General features: G+C 64.7%; 14 protein-coding genes and 4 tRNA genes. 15 read left to right on the plus strand and 3 right to left on the minus strand.

The annotated features are described in order from the left end of the window. Positions 1-206 precede the first annotated feature (206 nt). Positions 207-674, plus strand: coding sequence for a MarR family transcriptional regulator (locus QRN34_RS15920; protein WP_285405879.1), 468 nt, complete (start codon positions 207-209; stop codon positions 672-674). 45 nt (positions 675-719) lie between these two features. Here QRN34_RS15920 and QRN34_RS15925 read toward each other — a convergent pair whose 3' ends face one another. The 3 genes from QRN34_RS15925 to QRN34_RS15935 are packed head-to-tail and all read right to left on the minus strand — an operon-like array spanning position 720 to position 3,413. Continuing rightward, a complete protein-coding gene (locus QRN34_RS15925) occupies positions 720-1,094 on the minus strand; it encodes an STAS domain-containing protein (protein ID WP_285405880.1) in 375 nt (124 codons plus the stop codon). Beyond that, a complete protein-coding gene (locus tag QRN34_RS15930; protein WP_285405882.1) occupies positions 1,091-1,516 on the minus strand; it encodes an ATP-binding protein in 426 nt (141 codons plus the stop codon). Before QRN34_RS15930 ends, QRN34_RS15925 begins: the two co-directional genes overlap by 4 nt. Further along, complete coding sequence (locus tag QRN34_RS15935; RefSeq protein ID WP_285405884.1) at positions 1,497-3,413, minus strand: SpoIIE family protein phosphatase; 1,917 nt, start codon at positions 3,411-3,413, stop codon at positions 1,497-1,499. Before QRN34_RS15935 ends, QRN34_RS15930 begins: the two co-directional genes overlap by 20 nt. Positions 3,414-3,515: 102 nt before the next feature. Between QRN34_RS15935 and QRN34_RS15940 the strand changes: the two genes are divergently transcribed. The 14 genes from QRN34_RS15940 (at position 3,516) to rpoC (ending at position 18,226) form a co-directional block, all read left to right on the plus strand. Beyond that, positions 3,516-4,001 (plus strand): acyl-CoA thioesterase, encoded by a 486-nt coding sequence (locus QRN34_RS15940; protein ID WP_285405886.1) that lies wholly within the window; start codon positions 3,516-3,518, stop codon positions 3,999-4,001. 172 nt (positions 4,002-4,173) lie between these two features. Then, a tRNA-Tyr gene (locus QRN34_RS15945) sits at positions 4,174-4,259 on the plus strand. 17 nt (positions 4,260-4,276) lie between these two features. Continuing rightward, positions 4,277-4,350, plus strand: a tRNA-Gly gene (locus QRN34_RS15950). Between the two features lie 25 nt (positions 4,351-4,375). Continuing rightward, a tRNA-Thr gene (locus QRN34_RS15955) sits at positions 4,376-4,451 on the plus strand. A 63-nt stretch (positions 4,452-4,514) separates the two neighbouring features. Further along, the gene (gene tuf / locus QRN34_RS15960; protein WP_285405888.1) at positions 4,515-5,705 is read left to right on the plus strand and encodes an elongation factor Tu; all 1,191 of its coding nucleotides are present in this window, start codon (positions 4,515-4,517) and stop codon (positions 5,703-5,705) included. Positions 5,706-5,798: 93 nt separating this feature from the next. Next, a tRNA-Trp gene (locus QRN34_RS15965) sits at positions 5,799-5,874 on the plus strand. Positions 5,875-5,958: 84 nt separating this feature from the next. Then, positions 5,959-6,354 carry a preprotein translocase subunit SecE gene (gene secE / locus QRN34_RS15970; protein WP_285405890.1) on the plus strand — a complete coding sequence of 132 codons (396 nt, stop codon included), beginning with the start codon at positions 5,959-5,961 and terminating at the stop codon, positions 6,352-6,354. Between the two features lie 8 nt (positions 6,355-6,362). After that, on the plus strand, positions 6,363-6,923 hold the full coding sequence (nusG, locus tag QRN34_RS15975) for a transcription termination/antitermination protein NusG (RefSeq protein ID WP_036140127.1): 561 nt from the start codon (positions 6,363-6,365) through the stop codon (positions 6,921-6,923). Positions 6,924-7,126: 203 nt separating this feature from the next. After that, positions 7,127-7,555, plus strand: a complete 429-nt coding sequence (gene rplK / locus QRN34_RS15980; RefSeq protein ID WP_285405893.1) for a 50S ribosomal protein L11 — start codon at positions 7,127-7,129, stop codon at positions 7,553-7,555. Between the two features lie 3 nt (positions 7,556-7,558). Continuing rightward, positions 7,559-8,266 (plus strand): 50S ribosomal protein L1, encoded by a 708-nt coding sequence (gene rplA, locus QRN34_RS15985; RefSeq protein WP_285405896.1) that lies wholly within the window; start codon positions 7,559-7,561, stop codon positions 8,264-8,266. A gap of 342 nt (positions 8,267-8,608) precedes the next feature. Further along, positions 8,609-9,142 (plus strand): 50S ribosomal protein L10, encoded by a 534-nt coding sequence (rplJ, locus tag QRN34_RS15990; protein ID WP_285405899.1) that lies wholly within the window; start codon positions 8,609-8,611, stop codon positions 9,140-9,142. Between the two features lie 45 nt (positions 9,143-9,187). Further along, positions 9,188-9,559, plus strand: coding sequence for a 50S ribosomal protein L7/L12 (gene rplL, locus QRN34_RS15995; RefSeq protein ID WP_036140134.1), 372 nt, complete (start codon positions 9,188-9,190; stop codon positions 9,557-9,559). Between the two features lie 257 nt (positions 9,560-9,816). Beyond that, positions 9,817-13,986 carry a DNA-directed RNA polymerase subunit beta gene (rpoB, locus tag QRN34_RS16000; RefSeq protein WP_285405903.1) on the plus strand — a complete coding sequence of 1,390 codons (4,170 nt, stop codon included), beginning with the start codon at positions 9,817-9,819 and terminating at the stop codon, positions 13,984-13,986. Positions 13,987-14,011: 25 nt separating this feature from the next. Further along, complete coding sequence (gene rpoC / locus QRN34_RS16005) at positions 14,012-18,226, plus strand: DNA-directed RNA polymerase subunit beta' (protein ID WP_285405905.1); 4,215 nt, start codon at positions 14,012-14,014, stop codon at positions 18,224-18,226. Positions 18,227-18,261: the final 35 nt, after the last annotated feature.

The raw sequence follows: 18,261 nt of genomic DNA on the forward strand, positions 1-18,261 counted from the left end.
TCGGGTGGTCATCCTCTGAGCGAGTTCGGCCGCTTGCGGCCGCTGCTCGAGCGCATAGGGTGACCGCCCGACGCCTCCTCCCCGGTAACGCGCGAAGAACCTTTTTTGCAGCTGAGTGAATTCAACTGCCATCCTGGCTGCGACGGTTTCTTCGTCTGGCGATTAAATCGCTTGCAATTGAATAGTCGCATCCCTACCTTTCTTTCATGATCAAGCCCGCCCTCCCCGAAGGCGTCGAAGCCCCGCGCACGCTCGACGGCCAGCTCTGCTTCGCCCTCTATTCGGCCAACCTGGCCATGGGCAAGCTCTACCGGCAGTTGCTGGCCAGGCTTGACCTTACCTACCCGCAGTACATGGTCATGCTGGTGCTGTGGGAGCGCGACGGTGTCACGGTGTCAGGGCTGGGCGAGCGGCTGTTCCTCGATTCGGCCACGCTTACGCCGCTTCTCAAGCGCCTGCAATCCGCCGGGCTGGTGCAGCGCACGCGCGGCACGCAAGACGAGCGGCAGGTGATCGTCACCCTGACCGAGCAAGGCAGAGCCCTGCAGGAGAAGACCGGCGATGTGCCCGTCCACGTGTTCTGCGCCACGGGATGCGAACTGGATGAACTGGCCGGCCTCAAGCGGCAGCTGGAAGCGCTGCGCACCAGCGTGCTCGAGACCACGAAAGGGTAGGTCGGCGCCCCGTCGCGCCTGGCACCCGCTAAACGAAGTTCCGAGTCAGCCCGTGATCTTCCGCTGCATATGGTCCAGGTACTGGTCCAGTTCCGCCACGCTGGCGAACACCTCGGCCACCGGTACCGCCTTGACGATCTCGAACACCTTCTTTACCTGCGGCTGCGGGTTGAGCAGCAGCACGCGTCCGGTCCGGTCGTGCATCTGCTTGCGCAACTGCGCCAGGCTGCGCAGTCCGGCGCTGCTGATGTAGTCCAGCGCGGAAAGGTCGACGATCAGGGTGCCGCCGTTGTCCACCATGGGCGTGATATCTCGCAACGCCTCGTCGAACTCGCCGAAGGATGCGGCGTCCAGCCGGCCTTCAAGCCAGACGGTGCTGCGTTCGGGGGTGGGGGACTCGCTGCGGACGATCAGGGTCATGGGATGGGCTCGCCGTACAGGGAGGGATCGAAGCGGATCACGACACGGTTGCCGTATTCGTCGTGTGCATAGTCGAAGGCGCTGGCGATGCTGCGCGCGAGGTGCAGGCCGAGGCCGCCGATATCGCGCTGGGCGATGTCGCCTGGAAGCTCCGGCGCAGGGGGTTCGAGCGGGTCGAACGGGGCACCGTCGTCGCGCAGTTCCAGGCACACGCTGGCGCGTTCGATCGCCATGTGGATATCGATGCGGCCTTCGCGGCCATCGGGGTAGCCGTGCCGCACGGTGTTGACCAGGAGTTCCTCCAGCACCAGTCGCACGTCGGCACGACAGGCGATGTCGATGTCGCTGCGCTCGAGGATGTCTGCGGCGCGGTCCAGCGCCAGGAAGACGTCCTCCAGACGGTTAGAAATGCGCAGCCGCATCGAGGTGCGCCCCCTGGGTCTCGGTGTCGTGCCAGGTAAGTGCGAGCAGGGCGATGTCGTCGTAGGCCGGCGCGCCCTCGACGTAGGCGTCCACGTCGCCGAGGACGCCTTGTACGTAGGCTTCGGGCGTCGCGCCTTCGGCGACGCGCGCCACGCTGTCCAGCAGCGAATGGGCGCCGTAGAGGCGCTGGTCGCCGGCATGCGCTTCGCTGACACCATCGGTGTACATGAGCACGGTGTCCCCTCCCAGCAGCGTGAGTACCCGGACAGGGTAGCGCGCCTCGCGGTCCAGGCCGAGCGCCGGGCCGGTTTCCACGTCGATCAGGATGGCGGAGCCCCCCGCCCGCAGCACGGGCTGTTCATGGCCCGCGCTGGCCATCGAGAGCATCCCGGTTTCCGTCTCCACCACGCCGCACAGCAGGGTCACGAACATGCAGGTGTCGTTACCTTTGCATAGCTCGCGATTCAGGGCGCCCAGGATGTCGCTGGGCGAGCGCGCATGGGTGGCGAGCGTGCGGGCCAGCGTGATGGTGCGGGCCATGAACAGCGCGGCCGGCACCCCCTTGTCGGACACGTCGCCGACCATGACGCAGACATGCCGGGCCCCCAGGGCGAAGTAGGTGTAGAGATCGCCGCCCACGGCCTGGGCCGGCCGCAGGGCGGCATAGAGCTCGAGCCGTCCGTCCTCGGCCAGCCAGTGCGGCTCGGGGATCAGGGCGAGCTGGATCTGCCGGGCGATCTCCAGTTCGCTGGCGATGCGCTCCTGATCGCGTGCCGTGCGCTTGGCCAGGTCGATGTGGCCGGCCAGTTCGTGGCGCATCTGGTCGAAGGCGCGCGTCAGGCGGCCTACCTCGTCGTCCCTCCGCACGCGGGGCAGTGCGAAGTCCAGGTCGCCTCGTGCAACGTTCTCGGCCCGCTCGGCAAGCACGCCCAGGGGTGCCATCAGCCGGCGCGTGATGAACAGCGCGATCAGCGAGACGCCGGTCAGTGCCAGCACGCCGAGCAGGATATCGACCAGGTAGGTGCGCCGCAGGTCGGCCAGCACGGCCCGCTCGGGCATGCTCAGGCCGAAGGTCCAGCGGGTGCCGCGGATGGGCACAAGGTAGACCCACACCGGCTCGCTGACCCGCGCGCCCATCTCCGGCGTGAGCCGGGTGGCCGGGTTGCCGGATGCGATGGCCTCGCGCAGCGGATGGCTGGCGCGGCTGCCGATGTAAGAGGCCCAGTCGTGCGCCAGGAACACTCCATCGCCGTCCACGACGAAGCCGGAGGCATGACCCGGCTTGTTCAGCTGCGACACGACGCGCTGCAGCCAGTCGAGGCTGATCGTGGCATCGGCGACGCCAATCACCGGCACCCGGTCGCCGCCGGGGATGGCGACCGAGTAGCCGATCAGCGTGCGACTCTCGCCGGCGGCGTGGAACGGCGGCTGCCAGCAACCGCCGTCGCAGTTCAGGCCGCGGATGAACCACGGCGAGCGCCAGTAGGGCTCCGGGTCCGTTCGCCGGCTACCCATGACCAGGTGGCCATCGGCGCCGCGGCGCGCCACCGGGGCATCGTCGTTCCGGGGCATGGCCGTGTTGCGCGGCACGAACGCGGCGGTGATGTCGACGAGGTCGGGGTGGGCGGCCAGCGTGTCGCGAATCAGCGGCGCGGCCTGGTCGCGGCGGTCGCGCAGGAGGAACGCCAGCGTGCGTGCCACCGTGCCTACCCCGTCGATGCGGCCCTGGATGCGCAGTGCCGCGGATTCGGCGATGGCGTCCGCCTCCCTCTGGGTCTGGGCGAGGGTCTGCTCGCGCGTGTGCGACAGCAGCAGGCCACCGGTGACGACCATGACGATCGCCGATCCCAGGAGCACGGCCAGGGCAAGCCGTGAGGCGACACTGCGAAGGACCATCGATGGCTCCAGGGGGTGATGGTTCCGAATCTATGCCGGGCAGGGCGGTACGACAAGCGGTCCAGCGGCCATAATGCGGCTTTCCCCAGCAAGGCTTGCGGCATGTCCGGCACCCAGCGAGAAGTCGAGTTCCGTTTCCTGGCGCAGCCGACCGACGTGAACTTCGGTGGCAAGGTCCATGGCGGCATGGCCATGAAGTGGCTGGACCAGGCGGGGTACGCCTGCGCGGTCGGCTGGAGCGGCGCCTATTGCGTCACCGTGTCGGTCAGTGGCATCCAGTTCCTCGCGCCCATCCTCATCGGCGACCTGGTCACCGTGCGCGCCCGGCTGATCCATACGGGCACCTCCAGCATGCACCTGGCCGTGGACGTGCTGGCGCGCGACCTGCGGAGCGGTCAGGAGCGCCTGGCGACCAGCTGCGTGATGGTCTTCGTCGCCATGGACAAGGCCGACGGCGGCAAGCCCACCCCGGTGCCGCCCTGGAAGCCGGTGGACGCGCGGGACCTCCGCCTGCAGGAATACGCCCTGAAACTCATGGAGATGTCGCGCGCGATGGAGCCGCTGGTACAGGCCACCCGCGAAGCCTGAGTCTCCGGCTCTTCCCATTCCCGATCGGCATCGCTACACTGCGCGGCTCGCTCACCGACTACCCGTATCGGTGGGCTGTCCGGGCCGTCGGAAGTCGTCATCGCATGTGAACTCAACGTGCGGAAGTTATTGACAGTTTCCGGGGCGCTCGCGACAATAGGCGTTCTATGTTGGAGGAATACCCAAGCGGCCAACGGGGGCAGACTGTAAATCTGCTGGCTTACGCCTTCGGTGGTTCGAATCCACCTTCCTCCACCAGACGAGTTCCGCGCAGTGCGGGAGTAGTTCAATGGTAGAACTTCAGCCTTCCAAGCTGATTGTGCGGGTTCGATTCCCGTCTCCCGCTCCATTGTCCTAACGCGCGCTGCGTTCGTGCTCATGTAGCTCAGTCGGTAGAGCACTTCCTTGGTAAGGAAGAGGTCGCTGGTTCGATTCCAGTCATGAGCACCATCTTCGTCGCCTGCGGCGGTTCCTTTTTTACTATCTCATTGGCTCCAGCGGAGTTTAGCGCTCATGGCAAAGGGTAAGTTCGAACGTAAGAAGCCGCACGTCAACGTCGGCACCATCGGTCACGTCGATCACGGCAAGACCACGCTCACGGCTGCCCTGACCAAGATCGGCGCCGAGCGTTTCGGTGGCGAATTCAAGGACTACGGTTCGATCGATGCGGCGCCGGAAGAGAAGGCGCGCGGCATCACGATCTCGACCGCGCACGTGGAATACGAATCGCCGATGCGCCACTACGGCCACGTCGATTGCCCGGGCCACGCCGACTACGTGAAGAACATGATCACGGGTGCCGCGCAGATGGACGGCGCGATCCTGGTCTGCTCCGCCGCCGACGGCCCGATGCCGCAGACGCGTGAGCACATCCTGCTGTCGCGCCAGGTGGGCGTGCCGTACATCGTGGTCTTCCTGAACAAGGCGGACATGGTGGACGACGCCGAGCTGCTCGAGCTGGTGGAGATGGAAGTCCGCGAACTGCTGTCGAAGTACGAGTTCCCGGGCGACGACACCCCGATCGTGCACGGTTCGGCCCGTCTCGCCCTCGACGGCGATCAGTCCGAAATCGGCGTGCCGTCGATCATCAAGCTGGTCGACGCACTCGACAGCTGGATCCCGGAGCCGGAGCGCGTGATCGACAAGCCGTTCCTGCTGCCGGTGGAAGACGTGTTCTCGATCTCGGGTCGTGGCACGGTGCTGACCGGTCGCGTCGAGCGCGGCATCGTCAAGGTGGGTGACCCGGCCGAAGTGGTCGGTCTGAAGGACACCCAGCAGACGACGGTCACGGGCGTGGAAATGTTCCGCAAGCTGCTGGACCAGGGTCAGGCCGGTGACAACGTCGGCGTGCTGGTTCGCGGCCTGAAGCGTGAAGACGTGGAGCGTGGCCAGGTGCTGGCGGCTCCGAAGTCGGTCACGCCGCACACCGAGTTTGAGGGTGAGGTTTACATCCTGTCGAAGGACGAGGGTGGCCGTCACACGCCGTTCTTCAGCAACTATCGTCCGCAGTTCTACTTCCGTACCACGGACGTGACCGGTTCGATCAAGCTGCCGGAAGGCGTCGAGATGGTGATGCCGGGCGACAACGTGAAGATCTCGGTGACCCTGGGCTTCCCGATCGCCATGGACGAAGGCCTGCGCTTCGCGATCCGCGAAGGCGGTCGTACCGTCGGCGCCGGCGTCGTGTCGAAGATCAACAAGTAAGAAAAGTGATGCCCGCCCTTCGGGGCGGGCACCCGGTCGCGGGGCGGGTCGGTCTTCGGGCTGCCCGCCCCGCGGTTCAACGGTTTTATTTGTACGCCAGTAGCTCAATTGGCAGAGCAGCGGTCTCCAAAACCGCAGGTTGGGGGTTCGAGTCCCTCCTGGCGTGCCACTTTCGAGGAACCACGGCGGTTGACGTCGGACGCAGGCAGGCGGTTTCGCTCGCCACGTTCGTAAGGCACCTTGCCAAGCGCGCATGAACACCAAGGCAGAACAAGCCAGGACTATGGGCCCGGCCGATTTCGGCAAGCTGGCGCTCGCGCTGGTTGTGCTCGTCGCCGGCATCGTCGGCTTCTACTATTTCAGCGATAACCCGAACGTGCCGTCCTTCGCGCGCGTCGTCGGTGTCATCGCCGCGGTCGTCGCCGCCATGGCGATCGGTGCCTTCACGGTGCCCGGCCGCAAGCTGCGCGGTTTCGTCTCCGAATCGCAGTTCGAGTTGCGCAAGGTCGTCTGGCCGTCGCGCGACGAAACGTTGAAGACCACCGGTATCATCATCGTGGTCGTCATCATTCTCTCGCTGCTGATGGGGCTGATCGACTGGTTGTTGAAGACCATCGTGCTCGATTGGCTGCTTAAACTCGGACATTGAGGTAAGGCATGAGCAAGCGCTGGTACGTGGTTCACGCCTATTCGGGTTTCGAACAGCAGGTTCGCAAGGCCCTCAACGAGCGCGTCGTGCGCGAGGGCATGGAAGAAAAGTTCGGTGAGATCCTGGTTCCGACCGAGGAAGTCATCGAGATGCGCGGCGGCCAGAAGCGTCGCAGCGAGCGCAAGTTCTTCCCCGGTTACGTCCTGGTCCAGATCGAGACGGATACGAACGGCAAGGTGCCGCGTATCGACGACGAATGCTGGCACCTGGTCAAGGAAACCCCGAAGGTCATGGGGTTCATCGGCGGCACCGCCGACCGTCCGCACCCGATCCGTGACACCGAGGCGGAAGCCATTCTCAGCCGCGTCCGCGAAGGCGTCGAGAAGCCCCGTCCGAAGGTCCTCTTCGAGCCGGGCGAGATGGTCCGCGTCACCGAAGGCCCGTTCAACGACTTCAACGGCGTGGTCGAGGAAGTCAATTACGAAAAGAGCCGCCTGCGCGTCGCGGTGCTCATTTTCGGTCGTTCTACCCCGGTCGAGCTCGAGTTCGGCCAGGTGGAGAAGGCCTGACGGCCTCCTGGCGGGGTCGCTCCCGCCCATTCGGCACGGGGTTTGCTTAACCCGGGTCGGACGCCTATAATGCCCGGTCCACGCTGGAGCTTTTTGCTCCGGCGTGTCCGTGTTTCAGGGGTTCGCAGGTGCGGACCCCACCACTTCCAGGGAAGGCCAACAGCGAGGAGCCGCAAGGCGCCAGCACTCGCGAGGAACGTAAAATGGCAAAGAAAGTCATTGGTTACATCAAGTTGCAGGTCAAGGCCGGCCAGGCCAACCCGTCGCCGCCCGTGGGTCCCGCCCTCGGTCAGCGCGGCCTGAACATCATGGAGTTCTGCAAGGCGTTCAATGCCGCCACGCAGAAGCTCGAGCCGGGTCTCCCGATCCCGGTCGTGATCACGGCCTACTCGGACCGTACCTTCACCTTCATCACGAAGACCCCGCCGGCCTCGATCCTCCTCAAGAAGATCACGGGCGTGGCCAAGGGCTCGCAGAAGCCGAACACCGACAAGGTCGGCAAGGTCACGCGTGCCCAGCTCGAGGAAATCGCCAAGGCGAAGGAGCCGGATCTCACGGCTGCCGATCTCGAAGCCGCCGTGCGTACCATCGCCGGCAGCGCGCGTTCCATGGGTCTGGTAGTGGAGGGTTAAGACATGGCAAAGCTCACGAAGCGTATGAAGGCCGCATCGGCCGCCGTCCAGCCCGGCAAGACCTACGGTCTCGACGAAGCGCTGAAGATCGTCAAGGACAACGCCAAGGCCAAGTTCGGTGAGTCGGTCGACGTCTCGGTCCGTCTGGGCATCGATGCGAAGAAGTCCGACCAGGGCGTTCGCGGTTCCTCGCTGCTGCCGCACGGCACCGGCAAGACCGTTCGCGTGGCCGTGTTCGTGCCGCCGGGTGAGAAGGCCGATGCCGCTCTCGCCGCGGGCGCCGACGCCGTCGGTATGGACGACCTCGCCGAGAAGATGGCCGCTGGCGATCTCAACTACGGCCGCGTCATCGCCACCCCCGACGCCATGCGCGTCGTCGGTAAGCTCGGTCAGGTGCTCGGTCCCCGTGGCCTGATGCCGAACCCGAAGGACGGCTCGGTCACCGCCGACGTCGCCACGGCGGTCAAGAACGCCAAGGCCGGCCAGGTCAAGTTCCGCAACGACAAGGGTGGCATCATCCACGCCACCATCGGCAAGGCGACGTTCGAAGCCGCCCAGCTGGCCGACAACCTCAACACGCTGATCGCCGACCTGCTCAAGGCCAAGCCTTCGGCTGCCAAGGGTCAGTACATCCAGCGCGTGTCGCTGTCGAGCACCATGGGCGTGGGCGTGCCGGTCGATACCTCGACCGTGAACACCTCGGCCAAGTAAGCAGTTTTACGGCCCCCGCCGGCATGCCGGCGGGGGAACGTTTTTGAGGGCAGCCATGGCCGCAAGGTCGTGGTAGCCGTCAAAGACCGTAGGCGCGTTCAGCGCGCGACGGCGACGAGCAAGGAGCTCGTGTTGGCATGGATACGCCGTCGTCGTTAGCGGGTTCGCTTAATCGGGTGCCTCGCGGTATCCGGCCTGCGTAGATGGTGTAGCCCCTTCCGTATTCGTTTCGAATGGGGAAAGGCCACCACCCGGGACACGTCGTGTCCCCGACGTCAGGATGATGTCGCCCAGGACCGCAAGCGGCAGGAGTCGCAAGCGGAGTTCAATTGGAGGAGTGCAATGGCTCTCAATCTGTCCCAGAAGCAAGAAGTAGTCGCAGAGCTGGCAGAAATCGCCGCGAAGGCTCACTCCCTGGTCGCTGTCGAGTACGCAGGCACCACGGTCTCCCAGATGACCGCGATGCGCAAGAAGGCTCGTGAGTCGGGTGTTTTCTTGAAGGTTGTCAAGAACACGCTCGCCGCGCGCGCCGTCGCCGGTACCGAGTTCGAGGTCGTCAAGGACGCCCTGGTCGGTCCGCTGCTGTATGCGTTCTCGCTGGAAGAGCCCGGTGCTGCCGGGCGCGTGATCAAGGAATTCGCGAAGGCGAACGCGAAGCTCATCCCGAAGGTCGTTTCGGTGGAAGGCAAGCTGCTTCCCCCGGCGCACGTCGACGTTCTCGCGTCGCTGCCGACCCGCCAGGAAGCGCTTGCGATGCTGGCCCGCGTCCTGTCCGAACCGGCTGCGATGTTCGCACGCGCCGTCAAGGCAGTGGCCGACCAGCAGGGTGGTGGCGAAGCCGCCGCCGAGGCCTCGGCCGAAGCCGAACCCGCCTAAGCTCGCCGACTTTTCTCATCGAAACCATTTAAAAGGTAAGAAACAATGTCCACCCTGACCACCGAACAGATCGTCGAAGCCATCAAGGCCAAGTCCCTGATGGAAATCATGGAACTGGTTAAGTCGATCGAAGACACCTTCGGCGTCTCGGCTGCTGCCCCGGTTGCCGCTGCTGCTGCCGGTCCGGCCGCTGCCGCTGTCGAAGAGCAGACCGAGTTCGACGTCATCCTGAAGTCCGCCGGCGACAAGAAGGTCGACGTCATCAAGGCTGTCCGCGCCATCACCGGCCTGGGCCTGAAGGAAGCGAAGGACCTCACCGAAGCCGGTGGCGTCGTGAAGGAAGCTGCATCGAAGGACGACGCTGCCAAGTTCAAGAAGGATCTGGAAGCTGCCGGCGCCACGGTCGAACTCAAGTAATCGGCGCCTTGCGCGCCAGTAGTTCGACATAGCGTCAAGTGAGCCTGGGGGCGTAAGCCCCCGGGCTTTGGCCGTTCCAAGGCCTGTTCCACGCACCACGTTCCCCGCGCCATGCACGTGCACCACGTCGCGTCCCCGTCGGAAATGGGACATCGGGAGTCGAGGGCAGCGATGCCCTGCGGTACGAATCTCGATCTCCGATTTTCGATTCATCCGATTTTTGATCGACCCATTACTGAGCCGAGGCGGTACCCACCATGACCTACTCGTTTACCGAGAAGAAGCGCATCCGTAAGGATTTCGGCAAGCGCCCGCCCGTCCTGGGCGTGCCCAACCTGCTGACCATCCAGACCGACTCGTACAAGGAATTCCTGCAGGAGCAGGTCAGCTCCAAGCATCGCGAGGAGAAGGGCCTGCACGCCGCGCTGAAGTCGGTGTTCCCGATTTCCAGCTATTCCGGCAACGCCGCGCTCGAATACGTCGACTACAGGCTCGGCGAACCCGCGTTCGATGAACGTGAATGCCGCAACCGTGGCATGACCTTCGGTGCGCCGCTGCGCACGACGGTCCGCCTGGTGATCTACGACAAGGACAGCCCGGCCTCGAAGAAGGCCGTGAAGTACGTCAAGGAGCAGGAGGTCTACATGGGCGAGATCCCGCTCATGACCGACACCGGCACCTTCATCATCAACGGCACCGAGCGCGTCATCGTCTCGCAGCTGCATCGTTCGCCGGGCGTGTTCTTCGACCACGACCGCGGCAAGACGCACAGCTCGGGCAAGTTGCTGTTCTCGGCCCGCGTCATTCCTTACCGTGGCTCGTGGCTGGACTTCGAGTTCGACCCGAAGGACGCGCTGTTCACCCGCATCGATCGTCGCCGCAAGCTGCCGGTGACGGTGCTGCTGCGCGCGCTCGGCTACGGCAACGAGGAGATGCTCGACATCTTCTTCGAGCACAACGTGTTCCACCTCGGCAAGAAGGGCGGCGTCATGCTCGACCTCGTCGCCGAGCGCCTGCGTGGTGAAACCCTGTCCTTCGATCTGGTGATCGACGGCAAGGTGCTGGTGGAAGCCGGCAAGCGCATCACCGCGCGCCACGTGCGCCAGCTGGCCAGCGAGAAGATCACCACGCTCGAAGTGCCGGACGATTACCCGGTCGGCCGCATCGTGGCCATCGACATGATCGACAAGGACACGGGCGAGATCATTGCCGCGGCCAACGACGAGCTGACGCTCGAGCACCTCGAGAAGTTCCGCAAGGGCGGGATCGAGACCGTGCCGACGCTGTACGTCAACGACCTCGATCGCGGTGCGTACATCTCGAACACGCTGCGCATCGACAACACGCGCACGCAGCTCGAGGCCCTGGTCGAAATCTACCGGATGATGCGTCCGGGCGAGCCGCCGACCAAGGACGCCGCGCAGAACCTGTTCTTCAACCTGTTCTTCACCTTCGACCGCTACGACCTCTCGGGCGTCGGCCGCATGAAGTTCAACCGTCGTGTCGGCCGCAAGGACGTCGTCGGTCCGGGCGTGCTCTACGACCACAAGTACTTCAGCGAGCGCAAGGAAGAGGAATCGCAGCGTCTGGTCGCCGAGCAGGGCGAGACCTCCGACATCCTCGACGTGCTGCGCGTCCTGATCGACATCCGCAACGGCACCGGTACGGTCGACGATATCGACCACCTGGGTAACCGTCGCGTGCGTTCGGTCGGCGAAATGGCGGAGAACACCTTCCGCATCGGTCTCGTCCGTGTCGAGCGCGCGGTTCGCGAGCGCCTGTCGCTGGCCGAATCGGAAGGCCTGACCCCGCAGGAACTGATCAACGCCAAGCCGGTCGCGGCGGCGGTGAAGGAGTTCTTCGGTTCGTCGCAGCTCTCGCAGTTCATGGATCAGAACAACCCGCTGTCGGAAGTTACCCACAAGCGCCGCGTGTCCGCGCTTGGACCGGGCGGCCTGACCCGTGAGCGCGCCGGCTTCGAAGTCCGCGACGTGCACCCGACCCATTACGGTCGCGTCTGCACCATCGAAACGCCGGAAGGCCCGAACATCGGCCTGATCAACTCACTGGCCGTGTACGCCCGCACCAACGCCTACGGCTTCCTCGAGACGCCGTACCGCAAGGTCGAGAACGGCAAGGTCACCGACAAGGTCGATTACCTCTCCGCGATCGAAGAGGGCGATCACGTGATCGCGCAGGCGAACTCGCCGCTGTCGAAGGAAGGCAAGTTCCTCGAGGACTTCGTTTCCTGCCGCTTCCGCGGCGAGTCCGAGCTGCGTCCGTCCGCCGAGATCAACTACATGGACGTCTCGCCCATGCAGACGGTGTCGGTGGCGGCGGCGCTCGTGCCCTTCCTCGAGCACGATGACGCGAACCGCGCCCTGATGGGCGCGAACATGCAGCGCCAGGCCGTTCCGACCCTGCGCAGCCAGAAGCCGCTCGTCGGCACGGGCATCGAGCGCGCCGTGGCGCGCGACTCGGGCGTCACCGTGTCCGCCAAGCGCGGCGGTGTCATCGACCAGGTCGATGCCGCCCGTATCGTCGTGCGCGTCAACGAAGTGGAAGTGGACGAGAACGACGCCGGCGTCGATATCTACACGCTCACCAAGTACACCCGCTCCAACCAGAACACCAACCTCAACCAGCGTCCGCTGGTGAACGTCGGTGACGTGGTGGCCGTGGGCGACACCCTGGCGGACGGTTCCTCGACCGATCTGGGCGAGCTCGCGCTCGGCCAGAACATGCTCGTGGCCTTCATGCCGTGGAACGGCTACAACTTCGAAGACTCGATCCTGATCTCCGAGCGCGTGGTCCAGGAAGATCGCTACACCTCGATCCACATCGAGGAGATGACCTGCATCGCCCGCGACACCAAGCTGGGCGCCGAGGAAATCACGGCCGATATCCCGAACGTCGGTGAGCAGGCCCTGGCCCGCCTCGACGAGTCCGGCATCGTCTACATCGGTGCGGAAGTGAAGGCCGGCGACATCCTGGTCGGCAAGGTCACGCCCAAGGGCGAAAGCCAGCTGACCCCGGAAGAAAAGCTCCTCCGCGCCATCTTCGGCGAGAAGGCCTCGGACGTGAAGGACAGCTCGCTGCGCGTGCCCCCGGGCATGGACGGCAACGTCATCGACGTGCAGGTCTTCACCCGCGACGGCATCGAGAAGGACAAGCGCGCCAAGCAGATCGAAGAAACCGAGCTGAAGCGGATCCGCAAGGATCTCGACGACCAGTTCCGTATCCTCGAGGGCGCGATCTACGCCCGCATGCGCTCGCAGCTGGTCGGCAAGTCCGCGATGAGCGGTCCGGGCGGTCTCAAGCGCGGCGTGGTCATCGACGACGCCTACCTCGATACGCTCAAGAAAGACGACTGGTTCAAGATCAACGTCAAGGAAGAGGAAGTCTCGGAGTTCCTCGAGCGCGCGGCCGACCAGGTCAAGCGCCATCGCGAGGCCTTCGACAAGCGCTTCAAGGAGAAGCAGGGCAAGATCACCCAGGGCGACGACCTCGCTCCGGGCGTGCTCAAGATGGTCAAGGTGTACCTCGCCGTGAAGCGCCGCATCCAGCCGGGCGACAAGATGGCAGGCCGTCACGGTAACAAGGGTGTGGTCTCGATGATCGTCCCGGTCGAGGACATGCCGTTCTCCGCCGACGGTCGTCCGGTCGACATCTGCCTGAACCCGCTGGGCGTGCCGTCGCGTATGAACATCGGTCAGATTCTCGAGGTCCATCTGGGCTGGGCTGCCAAGGGCCTGGGCCACAAGATCTCGGCCATGATCGAAGCCAACGAGAAGCCGGCCAAGCTGCGCGAGTTCCTCGACGAGGTCTACAACCACGGCAACGCCGGTGCGGAAGGTGCGGTGCGCCACGTCGACCTCAAGTCGATGACGGACGCCGAGATCATCCAGCTGGCCGACAACCTGCGTGACGGCGTGCCCATGGCGACGCCCGTCTTCGACGGTGCCGAAGAGACCGAAATCAAGCACATGCTCAAGCTCGCCGATCTGCCGGAATCCGGCCAGACGACGCTCTACGACGGCCGTACCGGCGAGGCGTTCGATCGCCCGGTCACCGTGGGCTACATGCACATGCTGAAGCTGAACCATCTCGTCGACGACAAGATGCATGCGCGTTCCACCGGTCCGTACTCGCTCGTTACCCAGCAGCCGCTGGGCGGCAAGGCGCAGTTCGGTGGCCAGCGCTTCGGCGAAATGGAAGTCTGGGCGCTCGAGGCCTACGGCGCGGCGTACACCCTGCAGGAAATGCTGACCGTCAAGTCGGACGACGTGCAGGGCCGTAACCAGATGTACAAGAACATTGTCGACGGCAACCACGAGATGGCGGCGGGCATGCCGGAATCCTTCAACGTGCTCGTGAAGGAAATCCGTTCGCTCGCTATCGACATCGAGCTGGAAGAGATCAAGTGATCGTCGCGGCTACCGGAGATTACGCATGAAAGACCTGCTCAATCTGTTCAACCAGCAGCGACAGACGCTGGACTTCGACGCGATCAAGATCGCTCTGGCTTCGCCGGAGCTGATCCGTTCGTGGTCGTACGGCGAAGTGAAAAAGCCGGAAACCATCAACTACCGCACGTTCAAACCCGAGCGTGACGGTCTGTTCTGCGCGGCCATCTTCGGCCCGATCAAGGACTACGAGTGCCTGTGCGGCAAGTACAAGCGCATGAAGCACCGTGGCGTGGTCTGCGAGAAGTGCGGCACCGAGGTCACCCTGGCCAAGGTCCGTCGCGAGCGCATGGGCCACATCGAGCTGGCCAGCCCGACCGCGCACATCTGGTTCCTGAAGTCGCTGCCTTCGCGCATCGGCCTCATGCTGGACATGACGCTGCGTGACATCGAGCGCATCCTGTACTTCGAAGCCTTCGTCGTGATCGATCCGGGCCTGACCGCGCTCGAGCGCGGCCAGCTGCTCAGCGAAGACCAGTACCTGGAAGCGACCGAAGAGCACGGCGACGAGTTCGACGCCCGCATGGGTGCCGAGGCCGTCTACGAGCTGCTGAAGAGCCTCGACCTGCCCGGCGAAGTCATCCGCCTCAAGGAAGAGATCACGGCGACCAACTCCGAGACCAAGCTCAAGCGCCTCACCAAGCGCGTGAAGCTGATCGAGGCGTTCCTGGAATCCGGCAACAAGCCGGAGTGGATGGTCATGACCGTCCTTCCCGTGCTGCCGCCGGACCTGCGTCCGCTGGTGCCGCTGGACGGCGGCCGTTTCGCCACGTCCGACCTGAACGACCTGTACCGCCGCGTCATCAACCGTAACAACCGCCTGAAGCGCCTGCTCGAACTCGCTGCGCCGGACATCATCGTCCGCAACGAGAAGCGCATGCTGCAGGAATCGGTCGATGCGCTGCTCGACAACGGCCGCCGCGGTCGTGCCATCACCGGCACGAACAAGCGCGCGCTGAAGTCGCTGGCCGACATGATCAAGGGCAAGCAGGGCCGCTTCCGCCAGAACCTGCTCGGCAAGCGCGTCGACTACTCGGGCCGTTCGGTCATCGTGGTCGGCCCGACGCTGCGCCTGCACCAGTGCGGCCTGCCGAAGAAGATGGCGCTCGAGCTGTTCAAGCCCTTCATCTTCGCCAAGCTGCAGGCTCGTGGCGAAGCCACGACCATCAAGGCCGCGAAGAAGCTCGTCGAGCGCGAAGAGGCCCAGGTGTGGGACATCCTGGAAGACGTGATCCGCGAACATCCGGTCATGCTCAACCGCGCCCCGACCCTGCATCGCCTGGGCATCCAGGCGTTCGAGCCGGTCCTGATCGAAGGCAAGGCGATCCAGCTGCACCCGCTCGTCTGCACGGCGTTCAACGCCGACTTCGACGGTGACCAGATGGCCGTCCACGTGCCGCTGTCGATCGAGGCGCAGCTCGAAGCCCGCGCCCTGATGATGTCCTCGAACAACATCCTGTCGCCGGCCAACGGCGAGCCGATCATCGTGCCGTCGCAGGACGTCGTGCTCGGCCTGTACTACATGACCCGTGAGCTGATCAACGCGAAGGGCGCCGGCATGGTGTTCGCGAACGTCGGCGAAGTGCGTCGTGCGTACGACAACCGTGCCGTCGAGTTGCACGCGAAGGTCAAGGTGCGCGTGCACATGACCGAGCAGGACTCGGAAGGTGCCACGTCGTCGCGTACGGCCATCGTCGATACGACGGTCGGTCGCGCGCTGCTCATGGAGATCATCCCGGACGGCCTCCCGTTCGCGTTGGTCAACACCGAGCTGACCAAGAAGAACATCTCGCGCCTGATCAACCAGAGCTACCGTCTGCTCGGCCTGAAGGAATCGGTCGTGTTCGCCGACAAGCTGATGTACACCGGCTTCCGTTTCGCGACGCGCGCCGGTATCTCCATCGGCATCGACGACATGAAGATCCCGGCCGAGAAGAAGGGCATCCTCGAGGAAGCCGAGAAGGAAGTCGTCGAGATCCAGGAGCAGTACCAGTCGGGCCTGGTCACCGCCGGCGAGCGCTACAACAAGGTCGTCGACATCTGGAGCCGCACCAACGAACTCGTCGCCAAGGCGATGATCGACGGTATCGGCACCGAGAAGGTCGAGGACGCCGACGGCAAGACGGTCAACCAGAAGTCGATGAACTCGCTGTACATCATGGCCGACTCCGGCGCGCGTGGTAGCGCGGCGCAGATTCGCCAGCTGGCCGGCATGCGCGGCCTGATGGCCCGTCCCGATGGTTCCATCATCGAGACGCCCATCAAGGCGAACTTCCGCGAGGGCCTCAACGTCCTGCAGTACTTCAACTCGACCCACGGTGCCCGTAAGGGCCTCGCGGATACCGCGCTGAAGACCGCCAACTCCGGTTACCTGACCCGTCGTCTCGTCGACGTGGCACAGGACGTCGTCATCACCGAGCACGATTGCGGCACGGAAGACGGCGTCATGATGTCCCCGATCGTCGAAGGCGGTGACGTGGTCGAGCCGTTGCGTGACCGCGTGCTCGGTCGTGTCGTGGTCGAGGACGTCTACGCCCCCGGCGACGACGACCAGCCCATCGTCACCCGCGACACGCTGCTCGACGAGTACCTGGTCGACAAGCTCGACAAGGCCTCGGTGCAGCTGATCAAGGTGCGCTCGCCGATCACCTGCCGTGCCAGCCACGGCGTGTGCGCCCTGTGCTACGGCCGCGACCTGGCTCGTGGTCACCTGGTCAACATGGGTGAGGCCGTGGGCGTCGTCGCCGCACAGTCCATCGGTGAGCCGGGTACCCAGCTGACAATGCGTACGTTCCACATCGGTGGTGCGGCGTCGCGTGCGGCTGCGGTCGACAACGTCACCGTCCGTACCACCGGTGCGCTGAAGTTCAACAACCTGAAGTCGGTCGAGCACAATCAGGGTCACCTGGTCGCCGTCTCGCGTTCGGGCGAAGTCAGCGTCATCGACGCCAACGGTCGCGAGCGCGAGCGTTACAAGGTGCCTTACGGCGCGACCATTTCCGTCAAGGACGGCGATCCGGTCAAGTCGGGCCAGACGGTCGCCAACTGGGATCCGCATACCCATCCGATCGTCACGGAAGTGGCCGGTGTGGTGCGCTTCATCGACTTCATCGACGGCATTACCGTGCAGTCGCAGACCGATGAACTGACCGGCCTGGAGTCGGCGGTGGTCACCGATCCGAAGCGTCGCGGTACGCAGGCCAAGGATCTGCGCCCGATCGTCCGCCTGGAAGACAGCAAGGGCCGTGAGCTCAAGCTGCCGGGTACGGACATCGCGGCCCAGTACTTCCTGCCGGCCGGCGCCATCGTGTCGATCCAGAACGGGACGGAAGTGGGCGTGGGTGACGTGGTCGCCCGTATCCCGCAGGAAACCTCCAAGACCCGCGACATCACCGGTGGTCTGCCGCGCGTGGCCGATCTGTTCGAAGCCCGCAAGCCGAAGGAGCCGGCGATCCTCGCGGAGCGCTCGGGTATCGTCAGCTTCGGCAAGGACACCAAGGGCAAGCAGCGCCTGATCATCAAGGACGTGGACGGCAACGAGCACGAGGAGCTGATTCCCAAGTGGCGTCAGGTCATCGTCTTCGAAGGCGAGCATGTGGAGAAGGGCGAGACCGTCGTCGACGGCGAGCCGAATCCGCACGACATCCTGCGCCTGCTGGGTGTGGAGCCGCTGGCTTCGTACCTGGTCAAGGAAATCCAGGACGTCTACCGCCTGCAGGGCGTGAAGATCAACGACAAGCACATCGAAGCGATCATTCGCCAGATGCTGCGCAAGGTCGAGATCACCGAGGCGGGTGACAGCACCTACCTGCGCGGTGAGCAGGTCGAGCGCGTCCGGATCAACGAAGAGAACGACCGTGCCGAGGCTCGTGGTGAGCGTCGCGCCGGGTTCGAATCGGTCCTGCTGGGTATCACCAAGGCGTCGCTGGCCACCGAGTCGTTCATCTCGGCGGCATCGTTCCAGGAGACCACCCGCGTCCTCACCGAAGCGGCGGTTCGTGGCACCCGGGATACGTTGCGGGGCCTGAAGGAAAATGTTATTGTTGGGCGGCTAATCCCTGCAGGTACGGGTCTGGCATACCACGCTTCGCGTCGTAGCCAGGGCGGTCTGACGGCTTCGGAGCTCGAAACCCTCTCGGGTTCGGCGCCTGCCGTTTCGTTCGCCGAAGCCCCTGCCGGGTCCAACGATAGCGCTGAGTAAGGCCCGTATTCCGGGTTTTGCTCGTACATACGAAA

The sequence above is a fragment of the Luteibacter sp. ME-Dv--P-043b genome, from assembly GCF_030209605.1.
Lineage (GTDB): Bacteria > Pseudomonadota > Gammaproteobacteria > Xanthomonadales > Rhodanobacteraceae > Luteibacter.